Genomic DNA, 17,068 nt, shown 5'->3' with positions numbered 1-17,068 from the left:
GATTAAAAAACCAGTACAGATTGGCGTGAAAAAAGCGATGCAGAACTCTTTTTAACCAATCTGTATGTTAAATAAAAGTACTTTGTGAGTCTGTATTGCTTAGGGCCAAATCCGTGAAGATAAAGCCTCAGACAAGGCGGGGAGGCAAGGTATGGAATTTCATGAGAATAAAGCAAAGCAGCCATTTATTGGGTTTGTTCTGATCTGGCGGGCATATAAGGCGTGGAGGTTACGGGCGCAAACGCGGCGCGTATTGCAACAGATGAGTAATGAGCGGCTGCGGGACGTCGGGCTGCGACGCGATCAGATAGAGTGATTTTCTTCCATCGACAGAGGCTGGAGGGTTATCACCCGGCCTCTTTTGTATTCACATTATTTATCAATTCATGCTTCTGGATAGCCTGTTTCTTGATACTTATCCTGATAAGTATTATTTTCTTCTCAGCGATGAGGGGAAAGTAAGATGACGGAAGATGAACTGTTTGCCCGCCGTCCGATGGGGATGCGCATGGCAATGGTGGTGCGCCAGTGGCGAGCCATTATTGATGCTGCCATCACCGATACTGGCCTGACGCAGTCAAGCTGGACGGTACTGATGCAACTGTATCAACTGGGAGACAACGTCTCGGTCAGTGAACTGGCACAAATGCAGGGCATTGAACTGCCGCCGCTGATGCGCACCCTTTCGCAACTGGAAAAGCAGGGATATCTGCTGCGTTCCACATCGCCTTATGACAAACGCATCCGTCTGCTAACGCTGACCGCGCAAGGCCGCTCAAGGCTTGAAGAACTTAACCGGGTGATTGAGACATATCAACATCGCGTCACCTGCACCATTCCTGAAGCGGAGCTTGCCTTATTCAGCGCGACCTTAAATCAACTCGCCTGCAATTTGCGGACAATCCGCGAAGAAGACAATCAACACTAAAAACTATGATGACCCCAGAACAAAAATTTGCCCGTTGGGTAAGGGTGAGTATTGCCGCTTTCCTGGTAATATTCGCCTGGTTTATCGTTGCCGATATCTGGATCCCGCTGACGCCGGACTCCACGGTGATGCGCGTGGTAACGCCTGTTTCTTCACGCGTATCCGGTTACGTCTCGCAGGTGCATGTACACAATAATAGCCAGGTGAAGAAGGGTGATTTTCTGTATGAACTGGATCCGACGCCGTTTATCAATAAGGTCGAGGCTGCGCAAATCGCCCTTGAGCAGGCGAAGTTGAGCAATCAACAGCTGGATGCGCAGATAGCCTCCGCGCGCGCCAACCTGCGTACCGCGCAATTCAACGCCCGTAACGATAAGACCACCTTTGACCGCTATCAGCGCCTGGCCACCATGCAGAACGTGTCGCAATCCGATCTCGACAAGGTGCGTACCGCCTGGCAAACCAGCGAGCAGTCGGTGGCGGCGCTGAATGCCAGCATTCAGAACCTGCTGATCCAGCGCGGCGAGCGCGATGACAAGCGTAACGTGACGCTGCAAAAATACCGTAATGCGCTGGAAGAGGCACAGCTGAACCTCGGTTGGAGCAAAGTGTATGCACAGACCGACGGTACGGTGAGTAACCTTCAGCTTAGTCCCGGACTTTACGCTACTGCGGCCACGCCGCTGCTGGCGCTGGTCAGCCATCAGACCGATATCGTGGCCGACTTTCGCGAGAAAAGCCTGCGCCACACTCGGGTAGATACCGATGCCGCCGTGGTGTTCGACGCCTTGCCGGGCAAAGTTTTCTCTGCCCGCGTCACCAGCAGCGATGCCGGTATTCTGGCGGGTCAGGAACAGGTTAACGGTCTGCTGTCGCAACCGGAACAGTCCACCCGCTGGGTGCGCGATGCCCAGCGTATGCGCATTCACGTAGCACTGAACGAACCGCTCGACACGCCGTTACCGACCGGGGCGCGCGCCACGGTGCAGCTGTATAACAGTGAGGGGATGTTCGCCCGTACCTTTGCCGGGGCGCAGATCCACCTCGTCAGCTGGCTGCATTATGTCTATTAACACTCTGGCCCACGTCTTTACGCCGCATGGGAACATTGTCTACACCGCCAATGATTTTCGCCAGACCTTGCGTATCTCCGTTGCCGGGACGATAGCACTGAGTATCTCGACCTTCTACACCGTACAGTACGGCGTATTTTTTGTGGTTTATCCGCTGATGCTGCTGTCGCTGGTGCCGGTGTTCAACCGCCATGTGGCAAAACAGTTCGTGTTCAGCGCGGCGGTGAACTGTGTCGAAATGGTGCTAATCGTCGGCTATCTTTCACAGTGGCCGCTGATTATGACGCTGGTGGTGTTTGGCCTGTATGTGATGCGTTTTCGCTTGATGAGCAAAGGGCCGCTGTTTCTGCTTGGTTCGATGGGCGTGGTGTGTCAGAGCACGATGCTCAACTTTATGAGCTATCCCACCACCAACTGGCATACGCTGATGTTCTCCAATATGGAAGCCTGCATCATGGCGGTGGCGCTGAGTGCGCTGCTGCATTATCTGATCCCGGACGTGGAACCCCGCCAGCTACCGCCGCGCATTGAGAAAGATGCCACCCGGGTGCGCCACGAGTCGCTGCTTTCCGGTACGGTGGCGACGATGATTTTTGTTGTCTTCCAGATCTGTGATTTGAGCGATTCGCTGTCGGCACTGATGGCGGGCATTTTGATCCTGTTTCCTATGCACTATCGCGGCGCGGTGTTGAGCTCGCTCTGGCGCGTGGTCGGCGTGGTGCTGGCCTGCCTGTATATTCTGTTGGTGCAGCTGCTTATCTATGATTTCAGCAACCATATGCTGCTGATGATGCCGCTGATCGGCCTCGGGCTGGCGTTCAGCGCCCGCCTGCACGTAATGGAAAAAGTCGGCGCGGGGGTGGGTTTTGCCAGTATCACCACCATCGGGATTATGTTCGGCCAGAACCTGCATCCGGACAGCGATCTGGTGTTCAGCGATTTATACCGCATCACCTCTGTTACCGTCGCGCTGGTGGCAACGCTAACGATGGTATTTCTGGTACACCGGGTTTTGAACTGCTTTACCGCGACGCGGTTTGTGATTACCGAGTGAGTGGGGAGTGAGTGCCGGATGGCGGCTGCGCCTTATCCGGCCTATGAGAAGCAGAATTTGTAGACCCGGTAAGCGTCGTGCCACCGGGTGTTTTCAGATTGCCTGCTGCTTCCCCGTTATCTAATTATTCAGAATACGATTTATTTGTTCGAGAAATAAAGATGTATGAATTATAAATATTTTGAATTTTAATAATTGTGACTTTATGAATATATTTAATTTTACAATTAAATATGATAAGCATAATTATTATATTTTAAAGGATGTAAATCATATGACATGGGAATATAAAGTATCGACAGGTATACTGAGCCATAACGGTAAATTAATTGCTTATTGCTACAGTGGTGCTGGTGAATCAAAGGATAAACCGAACTGTGAACACATACGTAACAAGGGCCCCATTCCACGAGGCGTTTATTTTATTGCTGGATGGAATAATCATAAAAGTCCCTCCGCTATTATCCTCGAACCTATTGCAGGGACAAATACTTTTGGCAGAGATCATTTCGAAATTCATGGTGATAAAAAAGGGCAGCCACCGGGAACGGCATCTGCAGTATGTATCATTATGAATGGACAAGATAAGCGCCAAACCATTTACGATTCGGGTGACACAATTTTGGTGGTAAGATAATGAAATTTATTTTTATCTCCTTTCTATTTATTCTTTCGGGTGCTCCCTGTGCTGCAGTGCATACTGCAGCACAGCTTCTGCAGATGATAAATGAAAAAGGAGCAAATACCGTTGTACACGAACTTTATGATGGCAGTGAGTCAGAATGGTGGAACCATATTATTCCTGAAATTAGCAAAGGTAATAATGACTGGTTAACGGTAGCAAGTGCTCTTGAATCCGGAGTTGATGCCAGTACGGCGGAAGATTTACAGGGGGCGGTCTCTGAAGCCATTCCACATAACCCAGTCGGTGTTCTGGCTATCCTTAACGATAACAGACCATTGCTGAATATTGAGCAGATATGCGCATTTACCTCTTACCCTGAGTCAGAAGAAGAAATGAATAAGCTATTTGTTAATTCCATCAGGGAAATGTATAAGGTCAAAACGACAGAAGGGAAGCGGTGTATTGCGGTTATGATCAATAATGTTGAGAATTCTATTCCATTTAACAAGGATTTATAAATGGCTATCCCCGGATATATGTCATTAATCGATGATGCTGGTAATATTATCAAAGGTAGTGTAATGGTAAAAGACCGTGAAAATTAGATCGAGATTTTAGGTCTGTATCATAATGTGAGCTACAACTCTGATTTGCATAATGGGAGGGTGTTGAATAAACGCCAACATCGTCCATTTTTAATTGAAAAGGAAATTGATGCTTCTAGTGTGCTTTTGTACAAATCATTAAGTACCGGAGAAACATTAAGGAAAGCGGTTATTGACCTCTATCGAATAAATTATGCTGGTCAGGAAGAGGTCTATTTTACGATAACCCTGGAAAATGTGAAAGTCGTTACGCTTTTTTCACTGATGCACGATGTTAAAGATCCTTATTACGAAAAACAGACCCATCTTGAACTTGCTCAGCTCCGTTACAAGAAGATTACCTGGCACTATCATGATGGGAATATAGTCCACTATGATGATTGGGATTATCGCTTAGGGTCTTGAGTAAACGGCTCCGGATAAAATGATGTTACCCAGAGCTGTAATGCAATCAATACACGGCGCTTATACTCATGAGCGCCGTCTGGCATCCGGGCGGTTATTTCTGCCTGACAGGCTTCGCCGAAATCACGTCGATAAACTCCTGCACCTGCTGTTGCTTACGCGCGGACAGCTTGCACACCCGACGCAGCGACTGCAGTAACGCCGGTTCTTCCGGTTCCGGCAGCTTGGCCGTCAGCACAATGCAGCTGGGCATCACTCTGACATCGAATTTGCAGCCGGTGGCGAAACCGGCTGCCTCCAGCCACTGGCCTTTCATAATAATTGCCGGAACATGCGTGTAATCCGGATAACGCGACTTTGCCGTCCCGGAGTTTGACCTCTTGTCTGATTTGCGTTGTGTCGTTCCAGCCAGCGCCAAGGATGGCGGGCATTACGCGTTTGGTGATGATGTCTGCTTCCGTCAGGGTACTCAGGTTCAGGTCAGCCATGTCCGTTCTCAACCGATAATGAGATTGCTCTGATTTTACACAATATTGTTATGCAAGCCATGAACAGAAATGGCTGTGCTACAGCGTCTGGCACGTTATTCAATCTCCAGCTCATCAAACAGCTGTAAATCCACATCCAGCAATTCCACTGCGTTGCTGCGTCGAATGCCGACGTTGTTTTCAATCAACAGCTCCAGCAGGCGATCGCCGTCGATTAAGGTAATCGGCGCAGCGCCTGGGAACAGCGCCGCTTCTGCACACTTAGCGGCGAACTTACCGGTAGTGATCAGCGTGCCGCGAATGGCTTTGTGGTAAGGCAGTGCGCCGCGTAGCTGGTCGATATACGGGCGCGTGATGGTGTTCTGCATCCGTTTTACCTGCACCACTTCGGTAATGGTGGTGATGCCCACCTGAACCTTACCAATCACATCCACGCCTTTATCGCCGGAGGCTTTGGTCACTTCAACCTGCTCGTAGCCCATTGTTTCAAGTAGCTGAGCCACCAGATGTTCAAATTTGTACGGATTCATGGTGGAGAGCTGGTCGCGCAATAGCTCTTTTTGCTGCTGGTTATAGCGTTTTACCGCATCCAGCAACTCCTTACGTGGATCGGTTCGACGTTCAGGCAGTGCCTTACCGAGCCATTTTCGGCCAGTCTCGGTAATTTTGTAGCTCATCCCTTCACGGGCTACCAGATCGCGCTCGACCAGGTTGTACAGCCGGGCGTAGAGCGTAGTTTTGACTGAACTGGGGGAGGCAAATTTTGAGTGCTGATGTAAGAATGCCTGCCACTCGGGTAGCAGATCAGCGCGTCTGGCCTGCTCCCGGCCGGCGAGCAGTTCCAGTAGTTGCAACATGCCTTCTGTATCGTCGAGTTTACGCAGTGTGGCTTCATCGTTATCCAGAAATAATCGCCCCTGTTCGCTGGGGTACCAGCCGCCGTCTTCGTGGGTCTGCATAAGATCGAACAAAGGGTTATTGATAAACATGTAGCAGCCATAGCTGTGGCGGGGGTTGAGAATATGGTTATCCATCTTCCAGATCTGCCAGGCTATTTTGGCATCTTCGCCGCTGAGCCGTTCTTTAATCCAGTTATCCGGCTCTGACCAGTCAACCGGGTTTTGTGGCGTACCCGTTTGCTCCTGAATGGCGGTGATCATATTACGCACCGCTTTGACTGAACATCCAGCCACGGCATTCATCATGGCTCGGGTCTGATCATAAGTTGGAAAAAGCGGGGTAATCACTTTGTACTTTTTCACGTTGGTCCCTTAACGAGTGCAATGGCAATAGCTTGCCATACCAGATGAAAAATTCCATGGGATGAATCACTTATCGGAATGAAAACTGCCAGTGCCGGATGGCGGCTGCGCCTTATCCGGCCTACTAACTTCACTCTATTAAAAGCAAAATGTGATGTTATTTCCAACAATTTCGCTATAATCGTAAGATAATTGTATATACACTTTTGTATATACAATTAGGGAAAGAACATGCCAATGGAGTTTGAGTGGGATGCAAACAAGGCACAAAGTAACCACCGTAAACATGGTGTTCGCTTTGAGGACGCAATATTGGTTTTCGACGATCCCCAACATCTGTCGCGGCAGGATCGGTATGAGAACAGTGAGTATCGCTGGCAGACCATCGGTCTTGTTCATGGCATTGTGGTTATTCTGGTTGCCCATAGCGTTAGGTTTGAAAGTGGCTTTGAAGTCATTCGTATCATCAGTGCCAGAAAAGCAGATCGTAAAGAGAGGAATCGTTATGAGCATAGTTAAACATAAACGCGGCAGCGTATCCGCGCTGAGTGCTCAGCATGAGGCTGAACTGAAGGCGCTGGCGAATAAACCGGACGATGATATTGATTACAGCGACATTCCCGTGACCGAGGATAAGCAGTGGTCAGAGGCCATTCGCGGTAAGTTTTTTCGTCCGTTGAAAACGCAGGCGTCGGTGCGCATTGATGCCGATGTGATGGAGTGGCTGAAACGCCCAGGAAAAGGATATCAGACGCGCCTTAATGCCATTTTGCGCGAAGCGATGCTGCGCGAGCAAAATAAGAAATAGTCAGAATATGCAGGGACTGTGAGTGCCGGATGGCGGCTGTGCCTGATCCGGTCTACGGGAAGCGGAATTTCCAGGCCCGGTAAGTGTAGCGCCACCGGGCATCTGCGAGGTTATTTCTGCTGCGGTTCTCCGCTAAAACAACCGCAGCTGTCAAATTAGTGGAACACCTGCGGCATCATGCCGAGATGACAGACCGATTACCACCGGTGAACAGTGGGTTGTAACGCAACAGGGCGTGTTGAAATAGGATTCACCCCTCTCCGCTGTAGGGAGAGGGGAATGTTTACGGATTCCTGGCGTGGCTCCGTTAGATCACCTTTGCGCTATTTTCGTAGGTGTTGATAAGATGGTCGCGCAAGCTCCCTGTTCCGTGCATTGTCACCAAAAGATTCTGGCGCGCGCGGGTAAATCCGACATACAAACGCTTGATGTCGTCACTCAGATCTTCCTCATCCCTTTCCTTTGCGGCATCCATAATAGCCACTGAGTGAAATTCAAGCCCCTTACTGCTTGGTAAAGGCATTACACAAAGGAGATCATTTTGCGGCGACCAGTGCTTTTTGTCATCGCTGGTCACAATCATTTGGTAGGGGATGCTACGCGCCGCGAGACGTGGCCCCAGCATCCCCGAAATGCTGTATGTTGAAGGGCACAGTATGGCGATCTCTGACCATGCAATACCTTGTTGTCGCTGCTTTGTCACCCAATCGAGCACGTGAGTAATCTCCTCGTCCTGATTACCAAAGCTGGCCAGTGCCGGGTAAGTGCCGGACAAGCCTCCAGCATCGGGTTGCTGGTATTTGAGCGCCTCTTCAATGTGATTATTGAGATAATTAAAGGCAATGTTGCTGGCAAAATGGAGTATTTGCCGGGTATTACGATAGTTGGTATTCAGGATCGTAGTGCGGCCGAGGGCCTTAATATTGACACTAGAGAGTGTGAAGTCGAGGGCTTTCTTTTTCTGGTAGATAGACTGGGCGTCATCGTAGAGGAAAAGAAGGGAGTTATCTTTGTTGTCTGGCATACGTGCGAGTATTCTCAGCCACTCCGGTTTAAAATCGTGTCCCTCGTCTATTAGGACTGCGCTGTATTGCTCCGGTTTTATAATCCCCTCTTCAAATGCCACCGTCAGTGCATTTTCCATCAGCTCAATAAAGTTTTTGCTTTTCGGCGGAAGACAATGATGTGCATTTAACTGTTGATAACACCAGGCATGAAAATGGATGACTTCGACGGGAAGTCTTAAAGTGTGCTGCTCAAGCTGTGATTTGAGTTTTTTGGCCAGCGTGATGTTGTAGCAAATCACCAGGATCGGCTTGGTGTTTTCAATATTGTTGGCAAGCTCAATACAACGGTGGTGCAAAATGAGCGTTTTACCGGATCCTGCCACGCCATGAATAACACGGTGTCCTGCACCCATGCTTCTGGCGAGTTGTTCCTGGTTCCTGTCCATCATGCAAACCACATCGGGGGTGTGGAACGTAAAATTGTTCAAATCAACCTGCGTAACGGATGCGTTAATGCGTACATCGGGATATAGATGCCATCGGATACGGTCGAGTTGCTGTGGTGTAGTGTGATGAGCGTAGTTATGTCTGAGAAGGGATTCGAGCCGGGCAGAGATTTGTTCCTTGGTCATAAACTCGCTGAGTTCGTCTTTGCAAATAACCTGGTTGGCTGGGAATAGTTCATTTATCGCTTCGGGTGGAAAACTCTTTTCTAGCTGTGCTCGGGTGATATTGCTCAAATAAACACCAAATCCATACGGCATAATAAAGCTGCCTTCATAATCACCTTGTTGCTGGCGAAGCAGCGGATCTTTTTTTAGGCTATTGATAGTGTGAAAGGTATATTGACGAACCTGTTCGAGTGGATTCTTGAACGGTTGAATGCCGTCTTTAGTTTCATAATGAATATGTGATTTGTTGGCAGATTTAATTTTTGTAATAAACCAGTCTTTTACTTCTATAAATAACAAACCTTTTTCGGGGGTTAGAATTACAAAATCCGGATGCTCTTGCTTGTCTCCCATTCGGGTGTCATACCAGCAGGTACACTGTTCGCTGAGTCCCCCCTCAAGAAGTCTTGCCAGTCTTTTTTCGCCGGCAGTAATTTTCTCGCTACAACTGCTTATTGTGGGAATAATGATTGCCATGTTACGCCTACCAATTCATGAAAATTATATAAATATGCTAAATTAATATTCCGAGAGATATTAATAAAAACATGAATTCATCATGGATAATGACATTAACAGACAATATTACAAACAGAAAGGGTGATGCGAGATATTTGTTTCAGAGATATTTGCTCCCTTTCACAAATAAAAGGGAGCGGCTGTTTACTTCTTCAACCCCGCAAACGCTGCTCGGATCTCGTCTTCCGGCAGATTAATGCCGATAAACACCAGCAGGCTGTGCGGTTGTTCGTCGTCCCACGGGCGATCCCAGTCGGCACTGTACAGACGCTGAACGCCCTGGAACAGCAGGCGGTTTGGCTCGCCGTCAATCCACAGCATGCCTTTGTAGCGCAGCAGCTTCTCGGCGGATTCCAGCAGCAGATTTTCCATTACCCGCGACACGTCACTGATGTTTACCGGGTAATCCAGCTCGACGACGATCGAGGAGATATCATTTTGCTTATCGGCGATAAAGTGGAAGCGTGGTTTGGCGCTGACCACGTTCTCCTCGAGCATGAAACCGTTGGTATCGAACAGCAGGGAGAGGTCGATATCACCATGCGTGACGGTATACACCGGGGCGCGGGCGTTGATGCGCGCCAGGCGCTCACGCAGTTTCTCGCTTTCACCCGCCACGTCGGTTTTGGTCAGCAGGATGCGGTCAGCGTAGCCTACCTGTGACTGAGCGATGGTGAACTGGTTCATCTGCTCGTCGGCATGTACTGCGTCAACCAGCGCAATCACACCGTCCAACAGGTAGCGTTCGCAAATCACTTCATGGGAGAAAAAGGTCTGGATAATCGGGCCGGGGTCGGCCATGCCGGTGCACTCGATCACCAAACGGTCGAAATGGATGGCGCCTTTGTCGAGGTTGTCGAGCAGATCTAACAGTGCGTCTTCCAGCTCACTGGAGCGGGTACAGCAAATGCAGCCGTTGGTCAGGGTTTTGATCTGCGTGGCGCGGTCGCCAATCAGCTGATCGTCCACCGAGACTTCGCCGAATTCGTTTTCGATAACGGCAATCTTATAGCCGTGCTGCTCGTTGAGAATATGGCGCAGCAGGGTGGTTTTACCCGCGCCAAGAAAACCGGTGAGTAGGGTAACTGCAATCGGGGTCATTCATTTCTCCTTCTAACAGCAACTGCTTCCGCCGCTACCGTAGCGGGCTTCCTGGCGCTCGCGGAAGAATTCTTCGTAGGTCATGTACGGCTTATCGGGATGGTTGGTCTTCATGTGCTCGACGTAGTTGTCGTAGTCCGGAATGCCAATCAGCATCTTTGCCGCCTGACCGAGGTATTTTTTTGCCTGACCTAAAGTACCAAACATAAACAATCCTGATAAGCGAAAAGCCCCGCCGAAGCGGGGCTGAATACGGTTAGTGATGTGAAGAGGTCTTCACGCCGCCTTCCGGCACCGGTACATACGGCGTCTCTTTATCAGAGCGACCGTTGATGGCGCGGGCTTTCTGCCAGGTACGGAACCCGTAGAAAATGATGCTGTACACCACCACCAGGAACAGAATACTCAGGCCTGCGTTGGTGTAGTTGTTGACAACGATGTGGTTCATGTTGGCAATCTGCTGAGCGGTCAGTTCGCCGCCGTTAGCAATCTTCTCTTTGTACTGATTCGCCATGAAGAAGAAGCCTTCCATCTGCGGGTTGGTGCTGAACAGTTTCAGACCCAGCGCCCAGGTGGTGCAGATAAGCAGCCATACTGCTGGAACAACGGTAACCCAGATGTATTTGGTGCGCTGCATTTTAACCAGTACCACGGTGCCGAGAACCAGCGCCACGGCAGCCAGCATCTGGTTAGAGATACCGAACAGCGGCCACAGGCTCTTAACGCCGCCCAACGGGTCAACAACGCCTTGATACAGCAGGTAACCCCACAGGCCTACGCAGCCCGCAGTACCGATGATACCCGCAACCAGAGAGTCGGTTTTCTTCAGGAACGGAACGAAGTTCCCCAGTAAATCCTGCAGCATAAAGCGGCCAGAGCGGGTACCAGCATCCAGTGCGGTCAGGATGAACAGTGCTTCAAACAGAATACCGAAGTGGTACCAGAAGCCCATATCAGCCATTGGCAGCACTTTGTGGAACACGTGAGCGATACCAACGGCCAGCGTCGGTGCGCCACCTGCGCGGTTCAGAACGGACGGTTCACCGATGTCTTTCGCGGTCTGCAGGATCTGCTCAGGCGAAATGACGAAGCCCCAGGAACTGACGGTCGCCGCCGCATGTGCGGTTACGTCTTTCAGCTGCGCCATAATCAGCGGGGCGTTCTCGCCGCTCATTTCATGCAGGTTCGGCATGGTGATGCCAAGGCCCGCAGGCGGGGTGTTCATTGCGAAGTACAGACCCGGTTCGATGATAGATGCGGCAACCAGCGCCATAATCGCCACGAAGGATTCCATCAGCATGGCGCCGTAACCGATAAAGCGCGCGTCGGTTTCACAGGCCAGCAGCTTCGGTGTGGTACCAGAAGCGATCAGCGCGTGGAAGCCAGATACCGCACCACACGCGATGGTGATGAACAGGAACGGGAACAGAGCGCCTTTCCACAGCGGACCAGTACCATCAACGTACTGAGTCATTGCCGGCATTTTCAGTTCCGGGTTGAGGATAACAATCCCCACCGCCAGACCGACGATAACGCCGATTTTCAGGAAGGTAGCCAGATAGTCGCGCGGCGCGAGGATCAGCCATACCGGCAGCAGCGCAGAGATAAACGCGTAGCCGATCAGGGTAAAGGTAATGGTGGTGTCTTTAAAGGTCAGCGCCGGGCCCCAGTACGGGTCGTGAGCAATCACGCCGCCGAAGTAGATAGACGCAACCAGCAGCACAATACCAATCACCGACACTTCGCCCACACGACCCGGTCGCAGGAATCGCATGTAGATCCCCATGAATAGCGCGATAGGTACGGTTGAGCAGACGGTGAACACACCCCACGGGCTTTCAGCCAGCGCTTTCACCACGATCAGCGCCAGTACCGCAAGGATGATGATCATGATTAAGAAGCAGCCGAACAGCGCAATGGTTCCCGGGATCGGGCCCATCTCTTCTTTGATCATCTCACCCAGAGATGCGCCGTTACGGCGTGAAGAGATAAACAGCACCATGAAGTCCTGCACCGCACCGGCCAGCACGACACCCGCCAGCAGCCACAGCGTACCGGGCAGATAGCCCATCTGCGCGGCCAGTACCGGCCCAACCAGCGGACCCGCACCTGCGATAGCGGCAAAGTGGTGGCCAAACAATACGTTACGGTTGGTTGGAACGTAGTTCAGACCGTCATTGTTGATGACCGCCGGCGTGGCACGCGTCGGGTCAAGTTTCATCACCTTTTGGGCGATGTACAGACTGTAGTAACGATAGGCCACCAGATAAACAGAAACTGAGGCGACCACGATCCACAGGGCACTGATGTGCTCACCCCGACGTAATGCCACTACCGAGAGGCAGAATGCACCGATGATTCCGAGAATCACCCAGGGTATGTGCTTGAATATCTTTTTCGTATCCATAGTAAAACCTGGTATCTAATTAATAATTGGCCGAAGCCGCGTGGGTTTGATCTTGTGTTTGAGGAGGTAAATTGACTGCTATGTTGGGGGGATCTTGCCAGAGAAATACGCGCGTAAAGTAAGGTAAATAAGTGAGCGGTTGTATGTCAGCTTAAGCGGTCCCAAGTGTCAGTGAGCGGTAAGCAATGGGGGGGAGTGGGGGAATTTATGTGATTGAGATCACTAATAAACCCGCTTAGCGCTTTGGCAGACGGCGTGGATCGACGAATCATCGATGCTGAGATCGATTCAACTAGCACAAATTTCATAAAGTTTTCCCTTTCCAGGCCGAAAATTCTGACATCTGTCTAGCGGAAAGAGAAAACATGTTAAAACGTATGAAGATTGTTACCAGCTTACTGCTGGTATTGGCGCTATTTGGCCTTTTACAGCTCGCCTCCGGCGGCTTGTTTTTTAACTCACTTAAGAATGACAAAGAGAACTTTACCGTTCTGCAAACCATTCGCCAGCAGCAGTCTGCGCTGAATGCCACCTGGGTTGAGCTGCTGCAAACGCGTAATACCCTGAACCGGGCGGGTATTCGCTACATGATGGATCAGAGCAATATCGGCAGCGGTGCGACCGTTGCTGAGCTGATGCAGGTAGCCAGCACGGCGCTGAAACTGACGGAAAAAAACTGGGCGATTTACGAGTCGCTCCCGCGCGATCCGCGTCAAAGCGAAGCCGCGTTCCAGGAGATCAACCGCACCTATGACATCTATCACGGCGCGCTGGCGGAGCTGATCCAGTTACTGGGTGACGGGAAGATCAACGCGTTCTTTGATCAACCCACGCAGAGCTATCAGGATGGTTTTGAGAAGACATACATCAACTACATGCAGCAGAACGATCACCTGTATGACATTGCGGTAGCAGATAACAACAGCTCTTACAGTCAGGCGATGTGGGTACTGGTCTGTGTGCTGATTACCGTACTGGCGGCAATTATTGCGGTCTGGTTCGGCATCAAATTGACTCTTATCTCCCCAATGAACCGTCTGATCGACAGCATTCGTCATATCGCCAGCGGCGACCTGGTGAAGCGTATTGAGGTGGAAGGTTCCAACGAGATTGGCCAACTGGCGGAAAGCCTGCGTCATATGCAGGGTGAGCTGATGAACACCGTGGGTGATGTGCGTAACGGTGCCAACGCGATTTACAGCGGGGCCAGCGAGATTGCGATGGGCAACAACGATCTCTCCTCGCGTACCGAGCAGCAGGCTGCATCTCTGGAAGAAACCGCAGCCAGCATGGAACAGCTGACGGCGACCGTGAAGCAGAACGCCGAAAACGCGCGTCAGGCCAGCCATCTGGCCCTGAGCGCTTCTGAAACTGCGCAGAAAGGCGGCAAAGTGGTGGATAACGTGGTGCAAACCATGCGCGACATCGCTTCCAGTTCGCAGAAAATCGCCGACATTATCAGCGTCATCGACGGCATTGCCTTCCAGACCAACATTCTGGCGCTCAACGCCGCGGTAGAAGCTGCGCGTGCGGGCGAGCAGGGCCGTGGTTTTGCGGTGGTTGCGGGTGAAGTTCGTAACCTGGCCCAGCGTAGTGCGCAGGCCGCGCGCGAGATCAAGAGCCTGATTGAAGACTCGGTCAGCCGTGTGGATGTGGGTTCAACGCTGGTAGAAAGCGCTGGTGAAACCATGGATGAGATCGTCAATGCGGTAACCCGCGTGACCGATATCATGGGTGAAATCGCCTCTGCTTCTGATGAACAGAGCCGCGGTATCGACCAGGTCGGTCTGGCCGTTGCAGAGATGGATCGTGTGACGCAGCAGAACGCCTCGCTGGTGGAAGAATCCGCCGCCGCCGCTGCGGCGCTGGAAGAGCAGGCTAGTCGTCTGACCCAGGCCGTTGCCGTGTTCCGTATTCAGCATGACCAACAGCGCGCGCGTGACGTTGCTGCCGCTAAACCGGTTTCAACAGTCCATCCGCGTAAAGCTGCGGTAACGGATGCCGGGGATAACTGGGAAACGTTCTAAGTTGGTAATGCCCGATAAGGCGTAGCCGCCCGCGGGCAATTAACGCAGCATCAGGCGCATGGCGCAGCGTAGTTCGTACGTCTGCCCGTGCGCCGCTTCGTCTTCTCTTTTCTGGCGCAGCAGTGCAGGAAGCGTCTCGTCAGCCAGCATTTCAAACCCCAATCGTGCGTACAATGGCGCATTCCACGGCACATCGCGAAAGGTGGTCAGCGTGAGCGATGTATAACCTTTCTCGCGCGCCTGTTCGGCAACATAGCCAATCAATCTGCGACCAATACCTTTTCCCTGCCACTCCAGATGCAGTGAAAGTTCAGCAATAAACAGCGATGACCCCAGCGTTTCGGCAACTAAAAAACCGACCGGATGCTCATCGACCTGCGCCAGCCAGCTCATGCCAGTGGCGGCAAATGCCCGATGCTGGTCAGCCGATATAATCTGGTCGTCAGCAATCCACGCCAGTTCGGGGATGAGTAAAAAACGTTGCCCCGCAGATCGTTCGATGGCGGGAAGAGCGGCAGTTTCTGCCAGAGTGGTGGAGCGTAAGGTGATGTTCATTTGTCGAGCATAACATGCCCGATAAGCGCGGTGTTATCGGGCATCATGAGGATTAATCTTTACGCGGATCGCTGATGGGTTGGCGCACCAGGAAGATGTAGGCGAGGGCTCCCACCATGGTGACGCAGCCACAGATGATCAGCGCCAGACGGAAAGAGTTGGTGGTATCAACAATAAATCCGGTGACGATTGGTGCAAACGACGCGCAGATAAAGCTGGCAAAGTTCTGGATACTGCCCACGGAGGCGGTCATGCGTGAGGCGACGGCTACGTGGATCAGACCCCAGCACGAGGTGCCGGCGAAGTGGATACAGAACAGCGCCATACCGATCAGTAAGACGGCGGCCATCGACGTTGTGGCCTGCGGCACGATGAAAGTGAAGGCCGCAGAACAGAACATCCCGGCGATAATACAAATCTTACGGCTCTTAATCGGTGCCATACCGCCTTTCACCAGCCAGTCGGTGACAAAACCGTTAATTAACATGCCGGCTGCGCCAAACAGGAATGGGATCGCCGCCATTAATCCGGTGCTTTTTAAATCCAGGTTGTAGGAGGTTTGCAGGTAGCCTGGCAGCCACGCCAGATATAACCACGCGGTGTAGTTGATGCCGCTAAAGCCCAGCATCATGCCCCACATAGTGCGGTTGCGGAACAGGCTGCGCCATTCGGCAAAGCTCAGCGGATCGCGGCGGGCATTGACGCTACCGGCGTTCAGATACGCTTGTTCAGTAGCGCTCAGCGCAATCTGCTCGCGGTTGCGATACAACATGTACCAGCCGATGGCGAGGAAAATACCCAGCACGCCGATGGTAATAAACATCCAACGCCAGCCCATCACCAGCATCATGGCAGCCAGAATCGGCGGGCTAATGGCAACACCGATGGTGGAAGCGGCGTTGAATAACCCCATTGGGCGACCGCGCTCTTTGATGTTAAACCAGTCGTTGATGACCTTTACGCCGCACGGGTTCATGGGCGCTTCGCCGATCCCCATCCCGATACGCACGAGAACAAACTGAGTGAAGCTGTGAACCATGCCAGACATCGCCTGAAACAGCGACCAGAAGAACATCCCCAGCCCCAGCATAATGCGCGGACCTTTGCGATCCAGCAGCGGGCCGCAGGGCAGCTGTGCAATACCGTAAGCGAGAGAAAACACTGACAGCAGTACGCCGATTTGCGTGGCGCTCAGCCCCAGTTCTTCACGAATCGTTAAGTTGGCGACCGACAGTGAACTGCGGTCGAGATAATTAATCACCGCAGCAAAAAATAATAAAATCATTGCTGTGGTCTGAATACGTTTTATTCGGCTACTGCGTTGCACCATGCCCTCAGGCGGAACGTTAATATCCGCAGATGACGACGTGCCAAACGAAGAACTCGGGTCGAGGGTAATATTATTTTTTTCCACGCCGGACTCCTGAACCTCAATAATTTATTTTCACACAGCCGGGCTGTGCAGTATTGAAAAAATACCAGTGATGAATCAATTTGCTCATCACCGCTCACAAAAGTTTTTAATGCAGTCGA

General features: G+C 51.5%; 17 protein-coding genes and 2 pseudogenes. 10 read left to right on the top strand and 9 right to left on the bottom strand.

Annotated features, from left to right (window positions below; genetic code table 11):
• Positions 1-151: 151 nt before the first annotated feature.
• From KQJ19_RS08220 to tssD, 7 genes and pseudogenes are all read left to right on the top strand, one after another.
• Complete coding sequence (locus KQJ19_RS08220) at positions 152-316, top strand: DUF1127 domain-containing protein (RefSeq protein ID WP_064484482.1); 165 nt, start codon at positions 152-154, stop codon at positions 314-316.
• Positions 317-463: 147 nt separating this feature from the next.
• The gene (locus KQJ19_RS08215) at positions 464-928 is read left to right on the top strand and encodes a MarR family transcriptional regulator (protein ID WP_141875872.1); all 465 of its coding nucleotides are present in this window, start codon (positions 464-466) and stop codon (positions 926-928) included.
• Between the two features lie 5 nt (positions 929-933).
• Complete coding sequence (locus tag KQJ19_RS08210; RefSeq protein WP_047500784.1) at positions 934-2,001, top strand: HlyD family secretion protein; 1,068 nt, start codon at positions 934-936, stop codon at positions 1,999-2,001.
• Positions 1,991-3,055 (top strand): DUF2955 domain-containing protein, encoded by a 1,065-nt coding sequence (locus tag KQJ19_RS08205; RefSeq protein ID WP_141875873.1) that lies wholly within the window; start codon positions 1,991-1,993, stop codon positions 3,053-3,055. The genes KQJ19_RS08210 and KQJ19_RS08205 overlap by 11 nt, the downstream gene beginning before the upstream one ends.
• Before the next feature lie 205 nt (positions 3,056-3,260).
• Complete coding sequence (locus tag KQJ19_RS08200) at positions 3,261-3,692, top strand: tlde1 domain-containing protein (RefSeq protein ID WP_253296328.1); 432 nt, start codon at positions 3,261-3,263, stop codon at positions 3,690-3,692.
• On the top strand, positions 3,692-4,198 hold the full coding sequence (locus tag KQJ19_RS08195) for a hypothetical protein (protein ID WP_049282567.1): 507 nt from the start codon (positions 3,692-3,694) through the stop codon (positions 4,196-4,198). Before KQJ19_RS08200 ends, KQJ19_RS08195 begins: the two co-directional genes overlap by 1 nt.
• Positions 4,199-4,690, top strand: a pseudogene (gene tssD / locus KQJ19_RS08190) (type VI secretion system tube protein TssD).
• A 94-nt stretch (positions 4,691-4,784) separates the two neighbouring features.
• Here tssD and symE read toward each other — a convergent pair.
• The 3 genes and pseudogenes from symE to KQJ19_RS08180 form a co-directional block, all read right to left on the bottom strand.
• A complete protein-coding gene (gene symE, locus KQJ19_RS08185; RefSeq protein WP_253296331.1) occupies positions 4,785-5,102 on the bottom strand; it encodes an endoribonuclease SymE in 318 nt (105 codons plus the stop codon).
• A pseudogene (locus KQJ19_RS23975) lies at positions 5,032-5,178 on the bottom strand (type I restriction endonuclease subunit R); the annotation flags it as partial. The gene symE and the pseudogene KQJ19_RS23975, both read right to left, overlap by 71 nt.
• 95 nt (positions 5,179-5,273) lie before the next feature.
• Positions 5,274-6,440: a restriction endonuclease gene (locus KQJ19_RS08180; RefSeq protein ID WP_216403528.1), complete on the bottom strand. Its 1,167-nt coding sequence runs from the start codon at positions 6,438-6,440 to the stop codon at positions 5,274-5,276.
• Between the two features lie 231 nt (positions 6,441-6,671).
• Here KQJ19_RS08180 and KQJ19_RS08175 point away from each other — a divergent pair, with 231 nt between their 5' ends.
• Together KQJ19_RS08175 and KQJ19_RS08170 are read left to right on the top strand one after the other, a co-directional pair.
• The gene (locus KQJ19_RS08175) at positions 6,672-6,959 is read left to right on the top strand and encodes a BrnT family toxin (protein ID WP_049282566.1); all 288 of its coding nucleotides are present in this window, start codon (positions 6,672-6,674) and stop codon (positions 6,957-6,959) included.
• Positions 6,946-7,248 (top strand): BrnA antitoxin family protein, encoded by a 303-nt coding sequence (locus tag KQJ19_RS08170; protein ID WP_016155614.1) that lies wholly within the window; start codon positions 6,946-6,948, stop codon positions 7,246-7,248. The genes KQJ19_RS08175 and KQJ19_RS08170 overlap by 14 nt, the downstream gene beginning before the upstream one ends.
• A gap of 307 nt (positions 7,249-7,555) precedes the next feature.
• On the opposite strand, the gene KQJ19_RS08165 is transcribed toward KQJ19_RS08170, so the two are convergent.
• The 4 genes from KQJ19_RS08165 to btsT form a co-directional block, all read right to left on the bottom strand.
• Positions 7,556-9,403 (bottom strand): NERD domain-containing protein/DEAD/DEAH box helicase, encoded by a 1,848-nt coding sequence (locus KQJ19_RS08165; RefSeq protein WP_216403527.1) that lies wholly within the window; start codon positions 9,401-9,403, stop codon positions 7,556-7,558.
• Between the two features lie 186 nt (positions 9,404-9,589).
• Positions 9,590-10,546: a GTPase gene (yjiA, locus tag KQJ19_RS08160; protein WP_016151577.1), complete on the bottom strand. Its 957-nt coding sequence runs from the start codon at positions 10,544-10,546 to the stop codon at positions 9,590-9,592.
• A gap of 12 nt (positions 10,547-10,558) precedes the next feature.
• Positions 10,559-10,753, bottom strand: a complete 195-nt coding sequence (locus KQJ19_RS08155; RefSeq protein WP_003830038.1) for a YbdD/YjiX family protein — start codon at positions 10,751-10,753, stop codon at positions 10,559-10,561.
• A gap of 49 nt (positions 10,754-10,802) precedes the next feature.
• A complete protein-coding gene (gene btsT, locus KQJ19_RS08150) occupies positions 10,803-12,953 on the bottom strand; it encodes a pyruvate/proton symporter BtsT (protein ID WP_003830033.1) in 2,151 nt (716 codons plus the stop codon).
• A 365-nt stretch (positions 12,954-13,318) separates the two neighbouring features.
• Here btsT and tsr point away from each other — a divergent pair, with 365 nt between their 5' ends.
• Positions 13,319-14,980 carry a methyl-accepting chemotaxis protein gene (tsr, locus tag KQJ19_RS08145; protein WP_216403526.1) on the top strand — a complete coding sequence of 554 codons (1,662 nt, stop codon included), beginning with the start codon at positions 13,319-13,321 and terminating at the stop codon, positions 14,978-14,980.
• A 39-nt stretch (positions 14,981-15,019) separates the two neighbouring features.
• Here tsr and KQJ19_RS08140 read toward each other — a convergent pair whose 3' ends face one another.
• Positions 15,020-15,535, bottom strand: a complete 516-nt coding sequence (locus tag KQJ19_RS08140) for a GNAT family N-acetyltransferase (RefSeq protein WP_216403525.1) — start codon at positions 15,533-15,535, stop codon at positions 15,020-15,022.
• Between the two features lie 52 nt (positions 15,536-15,587).
• Positions 15,588-16,949: an MFS transporter gene (locus KQJ19_RS08135; protein ID WP_016155619.1), complete on the bottom strand. Its 1,362-nt coding sequence runs from the start codon at positions 16,947-16,949 to the stop codon at positions 15,588-15,590.
• Positions 16,950-17,068: the final 119 nt, after the last annotated feature.

The organism is Citrobacter sp. S46_ASV_140, assembly GCF_018919545.1.
GTDB lineage: Bacteria > Pseudomonadota > Gammaproteobacteria > Enterobacterales > Enterobacteriaceae > Citrobacter > Citrobacter braakii.
This window is presented reverse-complemented; position numbering and strand designations above follow the sequence as displayed.

Coding starts and splice junctions, on each gene's coding strand:
- KQJ19_RS08205 (WP_141875873.1), top strand. CDS start 1,991: ATGTCTATTAACACTCTGGCCCACGTCTTTACGCCGCATGGGAACATT.
- KQJ19_RS08210 (WP_047500784.1), top strand. CDS start 934: ATGATGACCCCAGAACAAAAATTTGCCCGTTGGGTAAGGGTGAGTATT.
- KQJ19_RS08140 (WP_216403525.1), bottom strand. CDS start 15,535: ATGAACATCACCTTACGCTCCACCACTCTGGCAGAAACTGCCGCTCTT.
- KQJ19_RS08220 (WP_064484482.1), top strand. CDS start 152: ATGGAATTTCATGAGAATAAAGCAAAGCAGCCATTTATTGGGTTTGTT.
- KQJ19_RS08215 (WP_141875872.1), top strand. CDS start 464: ATGACGGAAGATGAACTGTTTGCCCGCCGTCCGATGGGGATGCGCATG.
- KQJ19_RS08195 (WP_049282567.1), top strand. CDS start 3,692: ATGAAATTTATTTTTATCTCCTTTCTATTTATTCTTTCGGGTGCTCCC.
- yjiA (WP_016151577.1), bottom strand. CDS start 10,546: ATGACCCCGATTGCAGTTACCCTACTCACCGGTTTTCTTGGCGCGGGT.
- tsr (WP_216403526.1), top strand. CDS start 13,319: ATGTTAAAACGTATGAAGATTGTTACCAGCTTACTGCTGGTATTGGCG.
- KQJ19_RS08200 (WP_253296328.1), top strand. CDS start 3,261: ATGAATATATTTAATTTTACAATTAAATATGATAAGCATAATTATTAT.
- KQJ19_RS08175 (WP_049282566.1), top strand. CDS start 6,672: ATGCCAATGGAGTTTGAGTGGGATGCAAACAAGGCACAAAGTAACCAC.
- btsT (WP_003830033.1), bottom strand. CDS start 12,953: ATGGATACGAAAAAGATATTCAAGCACATACCCTGGGTGATTCTCGGA.
- KQJ19_RS08155 (WP_003830038.1), bottom strand. CDS start 10,753: ATGTTTGGTACTTTAGGTCAGGCAAAAAAATACCTCGGTCAGGCGGCA.
- KQJ19_RS08170 (WP_016155614.1), top strand. CDS start 6,946: ATGAGCATAGTTAAACATAAACGCGGCAGCGTATCCGCGCTGAGTGCT.
- KQJ19_RS08165 (WP_216403527.1), bottom strand. CDS start 9,403: ATGGCAATCATTATTCCCACAATAAGCAGTTGTAGCGAGAAAATTACT.